Annotated in this window: 14 protein-coding genes; 9 read left to right on the top strand and 5 right to left on the bottom strand. The window is 71.5% G+C overall.

Going from position 1 to position 15,523, the window contains the following annotated elements; genetic code table 11:
* Positions 1-18 precede the first annotated feature (18 nt).
* Both AB0H12_RS04095 and AB0H12_RS04090 read right to left on the bottom strand, forming a co-directional pair.
* Complete coding sequence (locus AB0H12_RS04095; RefSeq protein ID WP_230571697.1) at positions 19-846, bottom strand: type 1 glutamine amidotransferase domain-containing protein; 828 nt, start codon at positions 844-846, stop codon at positions 19-21.
* A gap of 28 nt (positions 847-874) precedes the next feature.
* Positions 875-1,309, bottom strand: a complete 435-nt coding sequence (locus AB0H12_RS04090; protein WP_499620664.1) for a hypothetical protein — start codon at positions 1,307-1,309, stop codon at positions 875-877.
* Between the two features lie 374 nt (positions 1,310-1,683).
* Here AB0H12_RS04090 and AB0H12_RS04085 point away from each other — a divergent pair, with 374 nt between their 5' ends.
* Positions 1,684-3,186 carry an MFS transporter gene (locus AB0H12_RS04085; RefSeq protein ID WP_499620662.1) on the top strand — a complete coding sequence of 501 codons (1,503 nt, stop codon included), beginning with the start codon at positions 1,684-1,686 and terminating at the stop codon, positions 3,184-3,186.
* 112 nt (positions 3,187-3,298) lie between these two features.
* Here the strand turns inward: AB0H12_RS04085 and AB0H12_RS04080 are convergent, their stop codons facing one another.
* The gene (locus tag AB0H12_RS04080; protein WP_499620660.1) at positions 3,299-4,348 is read right to left on the bottom strand and encodes a helix-turn-helix transcriptional regulator; all 1,050 of its coding nucleotides are present in this window, start codon (positions 4,346-4,348) and stop codon (positions 3,299-3,301) included.
* A 274-nt stretch (positions 4,349-4,622) separates the two neighbouring features.
* Complete coding sequence (locus AB0H12_RS04075) at positions 4,623-4,751, bottom strand: hypothetical protein (RefSeq protein WP_499620659.1); 129 nt, start codon at positions 4,749-4,751, stop codon at positions 4,623-4,625.
* A gap of 108 nt (positions 4,752-4,859) precedes the next feature.
* Here AB0H12_RS04075 and AB0H12_RS04070 point away from each other — a divergent pair, with 108 nt between their 5' ends.
* The 8 genes from AB0H12_RS04070 (at position 4,860) to glgB (ending at position 13,889) form a co-directional block, all read left to right on the top strand.
* Positions 4,860-5,291 carry an ester cyclase gene (locus AB0H12_RS04070; RefSeq protein WP_499620657.1) on the top strand — a complete coding sequence of 144 codons (432 nt, stop codon included), beginning with the start codon at positions 4,860-4,862 and terminating at the stop codon, positions 5,289-5,291.
* A complete protein-coding gene (locus AB0H12_RS04065; RefSeq protein ID WP_499620655.1) occupies positions 5,288-5,605 on the top strand; it encodes a putative quinol monooxygenase in 318 nt (105 codons plus the stop codon). Before AB0H12_RS04070 ends, AB0H12_RS04065 begins: the two co-directional genes overlap by 4 nt.
* 40 nt (positions 5,606-5,645) lie before the next feature.
* Positions 5,646-6,449, top strand: coding sequence for an SDR family NAD(P)-dependent oxidoreductase (locus tag AB0H12_RS04060; protein ID WP_499620654.1), 804 nt, complete (start codon positions 5,646-5,648; stop codon positions 6,447-6,449).
* A gap of 64 nt (positions 6,450-6,513) precedes the next feature.
* Positions 6,514-6,927 carry a VOC family protein gene (locus tag AB0H12_RS04055; protein WP_499620653.1) on the top strand — a complete coding sequence of 138 codons (414 nt, stop codon included), beginning with the start codon at positions 6,514-6,516 and terminating at the stop codon, positions 6,925-6,927.
* Between the two features lie 182 nt (positions 6,928-7,109).
* Positions 7,110-9,077, top strand: a complete 1,968-nt coding sequence (locus tag AB0H12_RS04050; protein WP_499620652.1) for a maltotransferase domain-containing protein — start codon at positions 7,110-7,112, stop codon at positions 9,075-9,077.
* Positions 9,077-10,801: a maltose alpha-D-glucosyltransferase gene (gene treS, locus AB0H12_RS04045; protein ID WP_499620651.1), complete on the top strand. Its 1,725-nt coding sequence runs from the start codon at positions 9,077-9,079 to the stop codon at positions 10,799-10,801. The genes AB0H12_RS04050 and treS overlap by 1 nt, the downstream gene beginning before the upstream one ends.
* Positions 10,798-12,108: a maltokinase N-terminal cap-like domain-containing protein gene (locus tag AB0H12_RS04040; RefSeq protein WP_499620649.1), complete on the top strand. Its 1,311-nt coding sequence runs from the start codon at positions 10,798-10,800 to the stop codon at positions 12,106-12,108. The genes treS and AB0H12_RS04040 overlap by 4 nt, the downstream gene beginning before the upstream one ends.
* A complete protein-coding gene (gene glgB, locus AB0H12_RS04035) occupies positions 12,105-13,889 on the top strand; it encodes a 1,4-alpha-glucan branching protein GlgB (RefSeq protein ID WP_499620648.1) in 1,785 nt (594 codons plus the stop codon). The genes AB0H12_RS04040 and glgB overlap by 4 nt, the downstream gene beginning before the upstream one ends.
* 58 nt (positions 13,890-13,947) lie before the next feature.
* Here the strand turns inward: glgB and AB0H12_RS04030 are convergent, their stop codons facing one another.
* On the bottom strand, positions 13,948-15,393 hold the full coding sequence (locus AB0H12_RS04030) for an MFS transporter (RefSeq protein WP_499620647.1): 1,446 nt from the start codon (positions 15,391-15,393) through the stop codon (positions 13,948-13,950).
* Positions 15,394-15,523 lie beyond the last annotated feature (130 nt).

Here is a 15,523-nt window from a genome sequence, read left to right as displayed (position 1 = left end):
GCGCCCGCCCGTGACGCCTTACCAGCCGTAGCGGCGCAGGCCGTTCTCCAGCGTGCGCACCAGCAGCTCGCCGGACAGCGCGGAGTCCGGAGTGGACCGCGCGGTGACGAACGGGTAGTCCACGATCACCGACAGCTCCTTGCCGACGTTGCCGTGGAAGCCGCCGAAGGCGCCAGTCGCGTCGCGCAGGATGTACTCCAGCGGGAACGGGGGCGGGCCCATGTTGAAGTCGACGCCGAGGAAGCCGGTGCCGTCCTTGTAGTCGTACTCCTTGGGGTGGCCCGTGACGTGCTTGCCGTAGATGATGCTCTGGCGGGACTCCCAGTCGCGGGCGAAGGCCAGCACGGTGACGCCGTAGCACTCGGCCAGGATCGGCTTGTCCGCCGCGAAGAAGCCGAGGGTGACTTCGTGCAGGCGTTCGTTGTTGACCATGTCGACCAGCGGGCCGGAGCCGCCGACGAGCACCAGCGCGTCGTAGGCCGCGACCAGGTCGTCCACCGCGGGCTGCAGGTTGCGGTGGTAGGCCTCCAGCTCGCGCAGGAAGTTGATCGAGCTGTGGTACGGCCGCTCGGGGATGAGGTCGGCCAGGCTGAGCGGGTTGTCCAGCCGGTCGGACTCGTCCAGCGCGCGGACCGCGCGGGCCATCTCCGGCGTGGTCACCGTGCGGCCGAGCGGCGGGTCGATGTAGTCGGGGTCCATGCTCGGCGGCAGCGCGTGGGCGCGCTTGCCGGTGGGGGTGACGAAGGTGACCTGGTAGCCGCGGGCGTCGAACGCCTCCAGCGGACCGACCAGCTCCTCCCCCCAGTAGCCGTACTCGGACAGCACCACGAGAACTCGTCGGGTCACGTCTCTACTCCCTGGGTATGAGGGTTGCTCAGAGCTCGGCGGAGCCGGGCATCGGGTGCAGGGCGTCCACGACGTACGAGCGGATGCGCAGGCGCCCCGCGTCGTCGCGCACGACCTGCCACGTCTGGTCGGCGTCGAAACCCAGCCACTGGCTGGTCGCCGCCGGCGGGTTCCAGATTCGTGCCTGCCAATTCACGCGCACCTTCACGTCGGCCACGTCGCCGCGAATGGACGACGTCACCGCGGTGACTTCGTGCACTTCGTCGAAAAAGCGGTTGACGACCGTCCGGTACCAACCCAGGAATTCCTCGGTGGTCCTGAGCGTGCCTTCCGGGAAAGTCATCTCGAGGTTGGTGTCGACGAGATATCCGAGTACCTCGTCCTCGGTGCCGTGCTCGTCGAGCGCGCGGTACCAATCGCCGACGAACCGGCTGATCAGATCATTGTCGAGGGTTGCTGGCACTGATTTCTCCCCTGTGGCCGTGTCGGTGGCGAACGGACCGTGGCGACCGTCACCCGCTGTGACATCTTTGGTGTCGTGATTGACGACATGAGTCAATCCGCGCGAGTGGTCCGGGGCAAGGCAGCCGGTGCAACTGGGTGGACTTGACGGAATTGCGGAAGGGGCCTTGTTTACGACCCTGTTACGCGCAGTTTTACGCTCGGCGTCATTGCGCTGGTGATGAGCCCGCAGCGGCCCGCGGCGCCTCGCGCGAACCGCCGGCGCGCGGTGCCTGGTAGTCCTGCTACTAGGAAAGACCCTGGTCTGGTTACCCGGCTGCGGAATGAGCAGGGTGGGCACATCGGCGTAACGCCGGCGATATCAAGGAGCCGACTTTGTCTCACATTGCCGACCAGACGGCTGCAGGGCCGCCCACGGGCACCGCCGCGTCGGATGCGGCGACCACCACCAGCACGAACAGGACCGAGGCGACCGCGTCGGGCCGGCGTCCGAATGCCGGTGCGGTCCTGCTGTTGTTGTGCCTGGCCGAGTTCATGATCGCCCTGGACTTCTCCATCACCAACGTGGCGCTGCCGGTCATCCAGACCGAGCTGGGCTTCACCACCTCCGGCCTGCAATGGGTCATCAGCGCGTACGCCATCACCTTCGGCGGATTCCTGATGCTCGGCGGCCGGATCTCCGACCTCTACGGTCGGCGCCGCCTGTTCATCATCGGCCTCGTCGCCTTCGCGCTCGTCTCGCTGGTCGCGGGCATCGCGCAGGACGACGTGCAGCTGGTGTTGTTGCGCGGTGCGCAAGGTCTGGCGGCGGCGGTGGTCGCGCCGGCGGCGCTGTCACTGCTGACCACGTCGTTCCCGGAAGGCCCGGAGCGCAACCGCGCGCTGGGCGTCTACGGCGCGGTGCTGTCGTTCGGCTTCGTGTCGGGCGTGGTGCTGGGAGGCATTCTCACCGACGTGCTGAACTGGCGGTGGGTGTTCTTCGTCAACGTGCCCATCGGCCTGGGCGCGGCGCTGCTGGCGCCCAAGCTCATCCGGGAGAGCCACGGCCAGGAGAGCAACCGCAAGCTCGACGTGCCGGGCGCGGTCACCATCACCGGCTCGGTGATCAGCATGGTGTACGCGCTGTCCACGATCACCCAGGGCGGCCTCGGCTGGCTGGTCTCGCTCGTGGTGTCGATCGTGCTGTTCGCCGCGTTCCTGGTGATCGAGCAGCGCAGCCCGCACCCGTTGATCCCGCTCAAGGTCGTCGCGCAGCGCGTGCTGCTGATCGCGAACCTGATCAACGTGCTGCTGATCGGCTCCTTCGTGGGCATCGCCTACATCCTCACCCTCTACTTGCAGGGCGTGGAGGGCTTCACGCCGTTGCAGACGGGCTTGACGTTCGCGGTGCTCGGCGCGACCGCGGTGGTCGCGGGCATGGCGGCGGGCAAGGTGTCCGGGAAGCTGGGCAGCACGGCCACGCTCGTCGGCGGTCTGCTGATGCAGGCGGTCGGCACCGTGGCCCTGGCGATCCTGCCCGCCACGGGCGCGATCTGGTGGATCCTCGTCGGCATGGCGGTCATCGGTTTCGGCCACGTGTCGGCGGTCGTGATCGTCAGCATCTCGGCGACCTCCGGTGTGCCGGACCACCAGCAGGGCCTCGCCGGCGGCCTGCTGAACACCTCGCAGCAGTTGGGCGCGGCGCTCGGCGCGGCGGCGTTCGCCGCGATCGCGGTCGGCGTCACCGGCGGGCTGCTCGCCGAGGGCACGCCGCTGGAGCAGGCGGACCCGGCGTCGCTGGTGGCGGGCTTCCGCTACGCGCTCATCGTGGCCGTGGTGGTGTCGGTGGTCGCGTCGGTGATCGGCGTGACGCTGACCCGCAAGCGCACGGCCGCCTGACCGGGCCGCGATGACGTCCTGGCCGCGCCGCATCCCCCCGGGGCGGGCCAGGGCGGGTGGTGGGCGCCCGTCCCCCACGGGCGCCCACCGCCCCGCATCCGTCGACGGTGCGTCAGTCGAGGCGGTCGAGCAGCGTCGCGATGCGCGCCGAGTCGACCGGGCCGACCGGGGTCTGCAGCACGACCGTCAGGGTCGGGTGCTCGACCAGGCGCAGGTGCAGCAGGTCGAGGTCGATGCGGCCGACCTTCGGGTGGTCGAGCCGGTTGACCTCGACGTCGAACTCCGCCACGGGGTAGGAGTCCCAGCGCTTGCCGAACTCCGGACTCGCCTCGCGCAACCGGCCCGCGATCTCGGCGTACCGGTGGTCGCCGCTGTTGCGCCCGGCCGCCGCGCGGAACTGGCCGAGCACGCTGCCCGCCGCGGACTCCCAGTCCACCAGCAGCGATCGCACGAGCGGGTCGGTGAAGATCAGCCACAGCAGGTTCCGCTCGGGCGGCGCGACCGTCGCCGGGTCGACCCACAGCACCGCCTGCGCCGCGTTCCACGCCAGGATGTCCAGCCGCTGGTCGAACACGTACGCGGGGTTGGGCATCAGGTTGTCCAGCACCCGCTGCACGAGCGCGGGCAGCTCGCCGTCCGGCGAACGCGGCTCGGCGGCGCGCAGCCCGGCCAGCTCGAAGATGTGGTCGCGGTCGTCGTCCTCCAGCCGCAACGCCGTCGCCAGCGCCTCGATCACCTGCCGGGACGACGGGATGTCGCGGCCCTGCTCGAGCCACGTGTACCAGGTCAGGCCGACGCCGGACAGCTGCGCGACCTCTTCCCGGCGCAGGCCGGGCGTGCGCCGACGGCCGGCGGACGCCAGGCCGACGTCCTGCGGCTTGAGCCGTTCCCGGCGTGCGCGCAGGAACGCGCCCAGCTCACGTTTGCGGTGGTCGGTCATCGGGTCTTCTCCGCGGTCGGGCCGAGCCGGGTGCGACGCCGACATCGTAATTCGCGCCCGGCGGTCGCACGGCCCGCTCAGCGTTCCCTTCCCACCATGGGAGATCGTCGTGACGCCGGTCCGCACCGTCGCCGCGCCGCCCGCGGCGCCCCGGTCCGCGTCGAGCACAGCGCCGACCGCCGGGATCGCGTCGCGGGTGGTGGCCCGGTCCGCGCCGAGCACGGCGCCGACCGCCTGCCCCGCCGGGATCGCGGAGCCGGCCGGGGAACAGCGCGCCGAATCGCTGTGGGTGGGCGAACAACCGGCGTCGCCCGACCCGGCCGGCCGCGTCGATCCGTCCCCGCTGGACCCGGCCGGCCGCGCTGATCCGTTTCCGCCGGACCCTGCCGGCGGCGCCGATCCGTCGCCGCCGGAACCGGAACCGGTCGGCCCGATCACCGACCTCGCCGGTGCGACCAGCCGGGTCGGACCGGTCGCCGGCGTTGTGATCCTGCCCCTACGTGATCCCGCAGCGCGGGCCGGGCAGCTCGCCGCGCCCGACCCGCGCCCCGAGGGCCGGAGGGCGTTGCCGCACGGCGTCGGCCTCCTCGAGCCCGCGTTCCGCGCGGTCGACGTGCCGTCTCACACCACGTCTGAGCGCAGTTGCCACAGTGGACCCGGGCTGATTGTCCGGCCCGGCCCCGCTCGGCAGGCTGGGTGGCGCACAGTCCACTCGGCACCGGAGGAGAACCCAGTGACCACAACAGATCCGCTGCGGGTCGAGGAGCAGCACGTCCTCGCCATCCGCACGCTCAACGACGTCGTCAACGAGCGCCGCTACGACGACATGGACGCGCTGTTCGCGCCCGGCTTCGTCGACAACAACCCGGCGTGGAGCGTCCGCGACGTCGCCGAGCTCAAGGTGCTGCTCGCCGAGGCGCACGAGGCGATGGCGTTCACCTCCCACCACGACCTGATCTACCCGGCCGGCGACGACAAGGTCGTCATCCACATCACCTTCACCGGGCGGTTCGTCAAGGACTTCCTCGGCCGGCGCGCCACCGGCGAGCCGATCACCTGGACCAGCATCGAGGTCTTCCGGTTCGAGCACGGCCGGATCGCCGAGCGCTGGGTCCAGGCCGACACCGCGGGCCTGCTGCGCCAACTCGGGGTTCCGCTGCCGTGACCACGTCCGTGAAGGGGATCACCATGCCCACGTTCCTGCTGCACATCACCGTCAAGCCCGAGCACCAGCGCGACGCCGTCGAGGCGCTCACCGAGATCCAGCGCCTGTCCCGGTTGGACGACGGCTGCGTGGACTTCGTCTGGCTGCGCCACGAGGAGGACGGGAACAAGTTCACCCTCTTCGAGCGCTGGGAGAGTCAGCAGCACCTCGACGACCACCTCGCCAAGATCATCCCGGTGTGGGAGGAGTTCGCGCCGTGCCTGGTGGGGGACCCCGTCTCCCAGAGCGTGCGCGCGGTCACCGACCTGGCCTGACCGGCGGCCCGGTCGCGAGTCGAACCGAAGGAGAACACCGTTGAAGGACCGCACATTCCTGGTCACCGGCGCCACGGACGGCCTCGGGCTCGACCTGGCCCGCAGGCTCGTCGCGGCCGGGGCGACCGTGCTGATCCACGGCCGTGACGAGCAACGCCTCGCGAACGCGGCGCGTGACGTCGGCGGGGACGTGCGGACCTACCTGGCGGACTTCGCCGACTTCGACCAGGTGCGCGAGATGGCCGCACGCCTCGCGGACGACGGCGTGCGGCTCGACGTGCTGATCAACAACGCCGGGATGGGCGCGGGACGCCGCGACGACCAGCGCCTGGAAGGCGAAGCGGGACACGAACTCCGGTTCACCGTGAACCACCTCGCCCCGTTCCTCCTCACCAGGCTGCTGCTGCCGCTGCTGCGACCCGCCGCGCGGATCGTCACCGTCGCGTCGGCCGGGCAGTCCCCGATCGACTTCGACGACGTGATGCTGCACCGGGGTTACGAGCCGTTGCGCGCCTATCGGCAGAGCAAACTGGCCCAGATCGCGACCTGCTTCGAGCTGGCCGAGCGGCTCGACCCGGCGCAGGCCACCGTGAACAGCCTGCACCCGGCGTCCTTGATGGGCACCAAGATGGTCCACGAGACCTTCGGCTACACCATGAGCACCGTGGCGGAGGGCTCCGAGGCGACGTTGCGCCTCGCGCTCTCCGACGACCTCGCCGGGATCACCGGGCGCTACTACGACGGCGTCCGCGAAGCCCGTGCCAACGCGCAGTGCTACGACCCGTCCGCGCGGCGGCGGCTGTGGCGGCTCAGCAGCGAGCTGGTCGGCCTGCCCGCGGACTGACCCCGCGCCGACCGACGTCACGCGGGAACGGGTCGCCGACTGCCCTCACCGAAAGGCGATCCCCATGAAGTGGTCCCACGTCGCGCTCAACTGCCGCGACCTGGCCGCGACCGAAGAATTCTACACGCGCTGGTTCGGTTTCAAGCGCGCCCGCTTTTTCGACCTCGGGGAGACGTCCATCGTCTTCCTGAAGTCGGGTGAGGCGTACCTGGAGCTGTTCGGCGGCGCCGCGGTGGACGCGGCCGGCGCGCCCACGCTGGTGGAGCGCGACGGCCCGGACCACGTCGGCACCGTGCGCCACCTGGCGTTCCAGGTCGACGACGTGGACGCCCTGCTCGCGCAGATGGGCGAGGACGCCCAGGTCAACCTGGGTCCCGTCGACTTCGACGGCTTCATCCCGGGCTGGCGCAGCGTGTGGCTGACCGACCCCGACGGCGTCGTGGTCGAGGTCAGCCAGGGCTACCGCGACGACCTGTAGGACACCACCGCACGTGACCCGGCCTCGACCTAGTCGAGCGCCGGGTCACGTGCTTTCCGGGCTACTACGTCGAATTTTCCGAGTGGTCCCGCGATGGTGGTTCCACGCGTAATCCCCGGTCATTCTCGGAAGACGTGGGCGAAGAATTCCGAAAGCCCGCGGAAATCCGAGAGGTGGACCTGATGAAGGATGACGCGACGGTGGGGAGAATCGTCGTCGACGACGTCTCCCCGGCGGTGTCGTCGGGTGCGCGGCCGGCCAAGGCCGTGGTCGGGCAGCACGTGCCGGTGCGGGCCGCGGTGTGGCGCGAGGGCCACGACGCGGTCGCCGCGACGGTCTGCTGGCGCGGCCCGGACGGCGCCTGGCAGAGCACCCGGATGCGCGTGGACGACGCGGGCGCGGACCGCTGGGCCGCGGTGATCGTGCCGGACGCGGTGGGGGAGTGGGAGTTCCGGGTCGACGCGTGGTCGGACCCGTGGTCGACCTGGCTGCACGCGATCCGGGCCAAGACCGGCGCCGGGCAGGGCGCGACCGAACTGGCCAACGACCTGGAGCTCGGCGCACGGCTGCTGGAACGCGCGGCGCTGGACGAGGACGCGAACGGCGTGCTGCTGCGCGCCGCCGCGGCCCGGCTGCGCTCCGGCGCGTTGCCGCTGGCGGACCGGCTGGCCGCCGCGCTGGACGGGCCCGTGCTCGCCGAGCTGCACGAGCACCCGGTGCGCGACCTGGTCACGGAGGGCGCGCCGCACCGGCTCTGGGTGGACCGGCCGAAGGCCGCGTTCGGCTCCTGGTACGAGTTCTTCCCCCGTTCCACCGGCGGCGTGGACGCGCAGGGCCGACCCGTGCACGGCACGTTCCGCACCGCGACCGAGGAGCTGGACCGGGTCGCCGCGATGGGCTTCGACGTGGTGTACCTGCCCCCGATCCACCCGATCGGCGAGATCAACCGCAAGGGCAAGGACAACACGCTCGTCGCGCTGGAGGGCGACGTCGGCTCGCCGTGGGCGATCGGCTCCGTCCACGGTGGACACGACGCCATCCACCCGGAGCTGGGCACGTTCGCCGACTTCGACGCGTTCGTGGCGCGGGCCGCCGAACTGGGCATCGAGGTGGCGCTCGACCTGGCGCTGCAGTGCGCACCGGACCACCCGTGGGTCGGGCAGCACCCCGACTGGTTCACCCGCCTGCCCGACGGCAGCGTGGCGTTCGCGGAGAACCCGCCCAAGAAGTACCAGGACATCTACCCGCTGAACTTCGACGACGATCCCAAGGGCCTGTACGCGGAGATCCTGCGCGTGGTGCACCTCTGGATCGACCGCGGTGTGCGGATCTTCCGGGTCGACAACCCGCACACCAAGCCGCCGGACTTCTGGGCGTGGCTGATCGAGGAGGTGCACCGGGACCGGCCGGACGTGCTGTTCCTGGCCGAGGCGTTCACCCGGCCCGCGCGCCTGTACGGCTTGGCCCGCCTCGGTTTCACGCAGTCCTACACGTACTTCACCTGGCGGGAGGACAAGGCGGAGCTGGAGGGCTTCGGCAAGGAGCTGGCCGCGCACGCGCACGAGGCCAGGCCGAACCTGTTCGTGAACACGCCCGACATCCTGCCGAGGCACCTGCAGGAGGGCGGGCCGGCGATGTTCGCCATCCGCGCCGCCCTGGCCGCGCTGCTGTCGCCGACGTGGGGCGTGTACTCCGGGTTCGAGCTGTACGAGAACGAGGCGGCCACGCCCGGCGGCGAGGAGTACCGGCACTCCGAGAAGTACGAGCTGCGCCCGCGCGACTACGCCGCCGCTCGGGCCAGGGGCGACTCCCTGGAGCCGTGGCTGACCCTGCTCAACCGCGTCCGCCGCGCGCACCCCGCGTTGTGGTCGCTGGACGGCCTGGCGTTCCACGCCGTCGACAACCCCGCGCTGCTGGCGTTCTCCAAGCACGACCCCGCGACCGGCGACACCGTGCTGGCCGTGGTGACCCTCGACCCCGACCGACCGCAGGAGGGCACGTTGACCCCGGACCTCGCCGCCTTGGGCGTACCGCCCGCGTTCACCGCGCACGACGAGGTGACCGGCCGGACTTGGGAGTGGGGCGCGAGCAACTACGTGCGCCTCGACCCCGCCCGCGCCGTCGCGCACATCGTGGCGGTGAGGGCCTGATGCCGCGCCGCCTGCTGCCCAGCGGCGAGGCGCCGCCCGCCGCCACGCCCATCGGCGTCGAGCCGGAGTGGTACAAGTCCGCGATCTTCTACGAGGTGCTCGTCCGCGCGTTCCACGACGCCGACGGCAACGGCTCGGGCGACTTGCGCGGGCTGGCCGACCACCTGGACTACCTCGCGTGGCTCGGCGTGGACTGCCTGTGGCTGCCGCCGTTCTACGACTCGCCGTTGCGCGACGGTGGCTACGACATCCGGGACTTCCGCGCGCTGCTGGCCGAGTTCGGCACGATCGAGGACTTCGTGCACCTGCTGGACGAGGCGCACAAGCGGGGCATCCGGGTCATCACGGACCTGGTGCTCAACCACACGTCCGACTCGCACCACTGGTTCCAGGAGTCGCGGCGCGACCCCGACGGGCCGTACGGCGACTTCTACGTGTGGAGCGACGACGACTCCAAGTACGCCGACGCGCGCATCATCTTCGTGGACACCGAGACGTCGAACTGGACCTACGACCCGGTGCGCGGCCAGTTCTACTGGCACCGGTTCTTCAGCCACCAGCCCGACCTGAACTACGACAACCCGGCCGTCCAGGAGGCGATGCTCGACGTCCTGCGGTTCTGGCTCGACCTCGGCATCGACGGGTTCCGGCTGGACGCGGTGCCGTACCTGTTCGAGCGCGAGGGCACCAACTGCGAGAACCTGCCGGAGACGCACGAGTTCCTGCGGCTGTGCCGCAAGGTCGTCGACGACGAGTACCCCGGACGCGTGCTGCTGGCCGAGGCCAACCAGTGGCCCTCGGACGTGGTGCACTACTTCGGCGACCAGAGCGTCGGCGGCGACGAGTGCCACATGGCGTTCCACTTCCCGTTGATGCCGCGCATCTTCATGGCCGTGCGGCAGGAGTCGCGGGTGCCGATCTCGGAGGTCCTCGCGGCCACGCCGGAGATCCCGGCCGGCGCCCAGTGGGGCATCTTCCTGCGCAACCACGACGAGCTGACGCTGGAGATGGTCACGGACGAGGAACGTGACTACATGTACGCCGAGTACGCCAAGGACCCCCGGATGAAGGCCAACATCGGCATCCGGCGGCGCCTGGCCCCGTTGGTGGACAACGACCGCAACCAGCTGGAGCTGTTCACCGCGCTGCTGTTGTCGCTGCCCGGGTCGCCGGTGCTGTACTACGGCGACGAGATCGGGATGGGCGACAACATCTGGCTCGGCGACCGGGACGGCGTGCGCACGCCGATGCAGTGGACGCCCGACCGCAACGGCGGGTTCAGCGCCGGCGACCCGGGCCGGCTGTACCTGCCCGTCATCTCCGACCCGGTCTACGGCTACCAGAGCCTGAACGTGGAAGCGCAGATCGACAGCCCCGGCTCGCTGCTGCGCTGGACCAAGCGGATGATCGACGTCCGCCGCCGGCACCGAGCGTTCGGCCTCGGCGGGTTCCGCGAGCTGCCCTCGGGCAACGCCGCCGTGATGACCTACCTGCGCGAGCACGTCTCCGAGGACGGCCGCCAGGACATCGTGCTGTGCGTGAACAACCTGTCCCGCCACCCGCAGGCCGTCGAGCTGGACCTGCGCGAGTTCCAGGGGCACGAGCTGACCGAGCTGACCGGCGGCGTGGAGTTCCCGGTGATCGGCGCGGCCCCGTACCAGATCACCCTGCCCGGTCACGGTTTCTACTGGTTCGCCGTCCACATGGAGGTGCCGTCGCGATGACCACTGCCATCACGGGATTACCCGGCTTGGCCGAATGGCTGGCGCGGCAGCGGTGGTTCCCCGCCGAGGACGCGGGCGAGGTGACCGTCGAGCGGGTGGAGCCCTTCGCGGACGGGCCGGTGCGCGGGGTGCTCGCCGTCGTCGGCACCGCGCACGGTCGCTTCCACGTGCCCGTCGGCATCCGCACGGACCTGCCCGCGGGCCTGGCGGACGCGGTGATCGGGGCCGTCGACGGCGAGGTGCACTACGACGCGCTCGCCGACCCGGAGCTGGTGACGCGGCTGTACGAGCTGGTGGCGCGGGCCGGTGCGGCGGGCGCGGTGGCGTTCCGGCCCGAGCCCGGCGTCGACCTGCCGGAGCCCGCGGGCGACGTGCGGCCGATGGGCGTGGAGCAGTCCAACACCTCGCTGGTGATCGGCGGGCACAGCGTGCTCAAGGCGTTCCGCCGGGTGTGGCCGGGTGAGAACCCCGACCTCACGCTGCACCGGGTGCTGCGCGACAGCCTGTACGTGCCGCGCCTGCTCGGCTCCATCACGTTGGACGGGACGGACACGCTGGGGCTCGTCGAGGCCTTCGTGGACGACGGCGTCGAGGGGTGGGAGGCCGCGCGCGCCGACCTGGGGCACACGCTCACCGGCACGCCCCGCGAGCTGGACCTGGTCGGCGAGCTGGGACGGCTCGGTGTCGCGGTCGCGGCCGTGCACGCCGACCTGGGCCGCGCGCTCGGCGCCGCGCCCGCCGACCACGAGGCGCTGGCCGACCGGTTCCTGATCCGGCTGGCCGAGACGCTGGAGGTCGCGCCGACGTTGCGGCCCTACGCGGCGGCGCTGCGGGTGGCGTTGGGCGACCGCGTCCGCGCCGCGGAACCGGGTGAGGTGCAGCGCGTCCACGGCGACCTGCACCTGGGCCAGGTGCTGCGCGGCAACGGCCGCTGGGTGCTGCTGGACTTCGAGGGCGAGCCGGCCGCGCCACCCGCCGAGCGGGCCCGGCCCGACTCGCCGTTGCGCGACGTGGCAGGGATGCTGCGGTCGTTGGACTACGTGGCCGGGCACCACCGGCTGACCGCGACGTACTGGTCGGTGGAGGACGAGCGCCGCAGCCGGCACTGGGTGCACGACACGCAGCGCGCGTTCCTCGCCGGGTACGCCAGCGAGTCGGGCCTCGACCTGCGGGCCGCGTCCACCGTGCTGCGGGCCTACCAGCTCGACAAGGCGCTGTACGAGGTGCGGTACGAGGCGGCGAACCGGCCGGGCTGGCTGCCGGTGCCGTTGCGGGCCGTGCGCGCGCTGGTCGCGGGGTCGTCGTGACCGCCGTCGTCACGCCCGCGCTCGCCGACCTGGACCGCCACCTGATCGCCGAGGGGCGGCACGAGCGGCTGTGGGAGGTGCTGGGCGCGCACGTCGTGGAGGACGGCGTGCGCTTCGCCCTCTGGGCGCCCGGCGCCCGTGCGGTGCGGGTGAGCGGCGAGTGGGGCTCGGCGGAGCTGGCGTGCGACCCGCTGATCCCCGTCTGGCAGGCCGTGGTGCCGGACGCGCGCGAGGGACACCGCTACCGGTTCCGCATCCTGGGTGAGGACGGCGTGTGGCGGGACAAGGCCGACCCCCTGGCGTTCCGCACCACGCCGCCGCCCGCCACCGAGTCGGTGGTGACCCGGTCGCGGCACGTGTGGGCGGACGGCGCGTGGCGGCACCGGCCGGACCGGATCAGCGTGTACGAGGTGCACCTGGGGTCGTGGATGACCGAGAAGAACGGGCGCAGGCTCGGCTATCGGGAGCTGGCGGCGGAGCTCGCCGACTACGTGGCCGGGCTCGGCTTCACGCACGTGGAGCTGTTGCCGGTGGCAGAGCACCCGTACGGCGGCTCGTGGGGCTACCAGGTGACGTCGTACTACGCGCCGACCGCGCGTCACGGCAGCCCGGACGACCTGCGGCACCTGGTGGACGTGCTGCACAGGCGCGGCATCGGCGTGATCCTGGACTGGGTGCCCGCGCACTTCCCCAAGGACGACTGGGCGTTGGGGCGCTTGACCGGCGTGCCGGTGTACGAGCACCCCGACCCGCGCCGGGGCGAACACCCCGACTGGGGCACGTACGTGTTCGACTTCGGCCGGCCCGAGGTGCGCAACTTCCTGGTGGCCAACGCGTTGTACTGGCTCGAGGAGTTCCACGTGGACGGCCTGCGGGTGGACGCGGTGTCGTCGATGCTCTACCGCGACTACTCGCGCGGGCCGGGGGAGTGGGAGCCGAACGAGCGCGGTGGCAACGAGAACCTGGAGGCGGTGGCGTTCCTGCGGGAGCTGACCGCGACCGTGGCCCGGCTGCACCCGGACGCGTTGCTGATCGCCGAGGAGTCCACCACCTGGCCGGGCGTCACCGCGCCGTCCGGGCTGGGGTTCGACCGCAAGTGGAACCTCGGCTGGATGCACGACACGCTGCGGTACTTCCGCGACGGCGACTACGAGCGGCTGAAGCTGCCCGCGGCCTACGCCTGGGCCGAGCGCTACCTGCTGCCCCTCTCGCACGACGAGGTCGTGCACGGCAAGGGTTCGCTGATCGCCAAGACCGGTGGCGCGGCGGGGTTGCGCGTGCTGCTCGCGCACATGTGGGCGCACCCCGGCGGCCAGGTGCTGTTCATGGGCGGTGAACTGGGCCAGCCGCACGAGTGGGCGGATCACCGCGAGCTGGCGTGGGACCTGCTGGACGACCCCGTGCACGCGGGCGTGTCGCGGCTGGTGGCGGCGTTGAACCGGGTGCAGGCCGCGCACCCGGCGCTGCACCGGGGTGACGACCGGCCGGACGGCTTCGAGTGGCTGGTCGACGACGACCCCGCACGCGCCGTGGTGGCGTACGCGCGGCGTGCGCCCGGTGTGCCCGACGTGGTGTGCGTGGCGAACTTCGGCGAGGCCCGGCCGGGCTTCCGGCTGCCGATGCCGTCGTCCGGTGTGTGGCGGGTGCTGCTGCACACCGAGGCCGTCGTGTTCGGCGGCGCCGGTGCGCCCGAGGCGGTCGTGGCCGTGCCGGAGGACGGGCGCGCGGTGGCGGAACTGGCGCTGCCCGCCCGTGCCGCGGTCTGGCTCACCCGCTTCTGAGCACGCGAAAAGGCTCGTAGGACGTGCCGGTCCTACGAGCCTTTCCGCGTGCGGAGGATCAGGTCGACCGGCGACGGTCGGCGAGGGCGGCGAACAACCCGGCCGCGACGGCGAGCAGACCGCACAGCAGCAACGAGAACCGGTAGCCCGACAGCAGGGCCGCCGCGGGCGCTTCGGCCACGGACGCGCCCGCCGGCAGTTCACCGGCCGTGCGGCTCACCGCGATGGCCGCGAACAGCGCGACACCGAGCGCGGAGCCGAGCTGCTGGGACGTGTTGAACAGGCCGCCGGCCAGACCCTGCCGGTCGTCGGGCACACCCGCCGTCGCCGAAATGATGATCATCACGACGGCGGTGATGTTGCCGAACCCGACCAGTGCCGTGCCGACGAGCACGGCGACCAGCCCGGCCGCGCCGGAGGGCAGCGCGGCCATCGCCAACGACCCGACCGCCTGCGCGGCGACGCCGAGGACCATCGTGGCCCGTGAGCCGATCCTCGCCGCGATCCGGCCCGCGACGAACCCGGCGAGCATGGCGGTGAGACCGAGCACGGAGAACGTCAACCCCGTGCGCAACGGCGTGTACCGCTCGATCACCTGCAGGTAGAGCGTGACGACGTAGGTCGAGCCGACGAACGCCCCGATCAGCGCCAGGTTCGTCACGTTGGCCACGACCAGGGCCCGCAGCCTGAAGATGCTCATCGGGACGAGGGGGTGCGGCGCCTTGTTCTCGATGAGCACGAACGCCACCAGCAGCACGGCCGACAACGCGAACGCGATCAACGTCGTCGCGCCGAGCCAGCCGTGCGTGTGCGCCACCGACAGCCCGTAGACGAGGCTGATCAACGCCACCGTGACCGTGACCGCGCCGGGCAGGTCGAGCCTCGTGCGGTCGGCGGGCCGGGCGGCCTCGGTGAGGAACAGGACCGCCGCGACACCGGTGACGACGCCGATGGGCACGTTGATGAAGAACACCCACCGCCAGTTCAGCAGGTCGGTCAGCACACCGCCCGCGATGACGCCGCACACGAACCCCAACGACAGCACCGCGCCCCACACGCCCAGCGCACGGTTGCGCGCCGGGCCTTCGGGGAACGAGGTCGTCAACAACGCCAGGGCCGCCGGCGCCACGAACGCGGCGGCCAGACCTTGGACACCGCGCAACACCACCAGCTGCACGGCGTCCTGCGCGAGCCCGGCCAACAGCGAGGCGAGCCCGAACACCAACAACCCGACGATGAACAGACGCCGCTGCCCGTGCAGGTCGGCGACCCGCCCGCCGAGCAGCAGGCAACCGCCGAAGGTCAGGGCGTAGGCGCTGACCACCCACTGCAGGTCGTTGGCGGAGAAGCCGAGATCGGTCTGGATCGTCGGCAGCGCGACGTTGGTGATGGAGAAGTCGAGGACGATCATGAACTGCGCGGCGCACAACAACAGCAGGACGAGCCCGCCGCGCGCCCCACCGGCGGCCGGCCGCCCGGCCCGCGTTTCAGCTGTACTGGACAACGTCGAACTCCCTAGGACGATGGGAAAGCGGATTGCGCCTCCACTGTCCTCATCGGAGGGAAACCGATCCAGGGCGAGGGCCGTTCAACGCCGAATTGCGCGCGGCTATGGGGAGTTGACGTAAACGTGG

Origin of the sequence: Actinosynnema sp. NPDC023794 (genome assembly GCF_040639675.1) — a bacterium.
Taxonomy (GTDB): domain Bacteria; phylum Actinomycetota; class Actinomycetes; order Mycobacteriales; family Pseudonocardiaceae; genus Actinosynnema; species Actinosynnema luteola.
The sequence above is the reverse complement of the archived record's forward strand: the minus strand, read 5'-3'. Positions and strand labels throughout refer to the sequence as shown.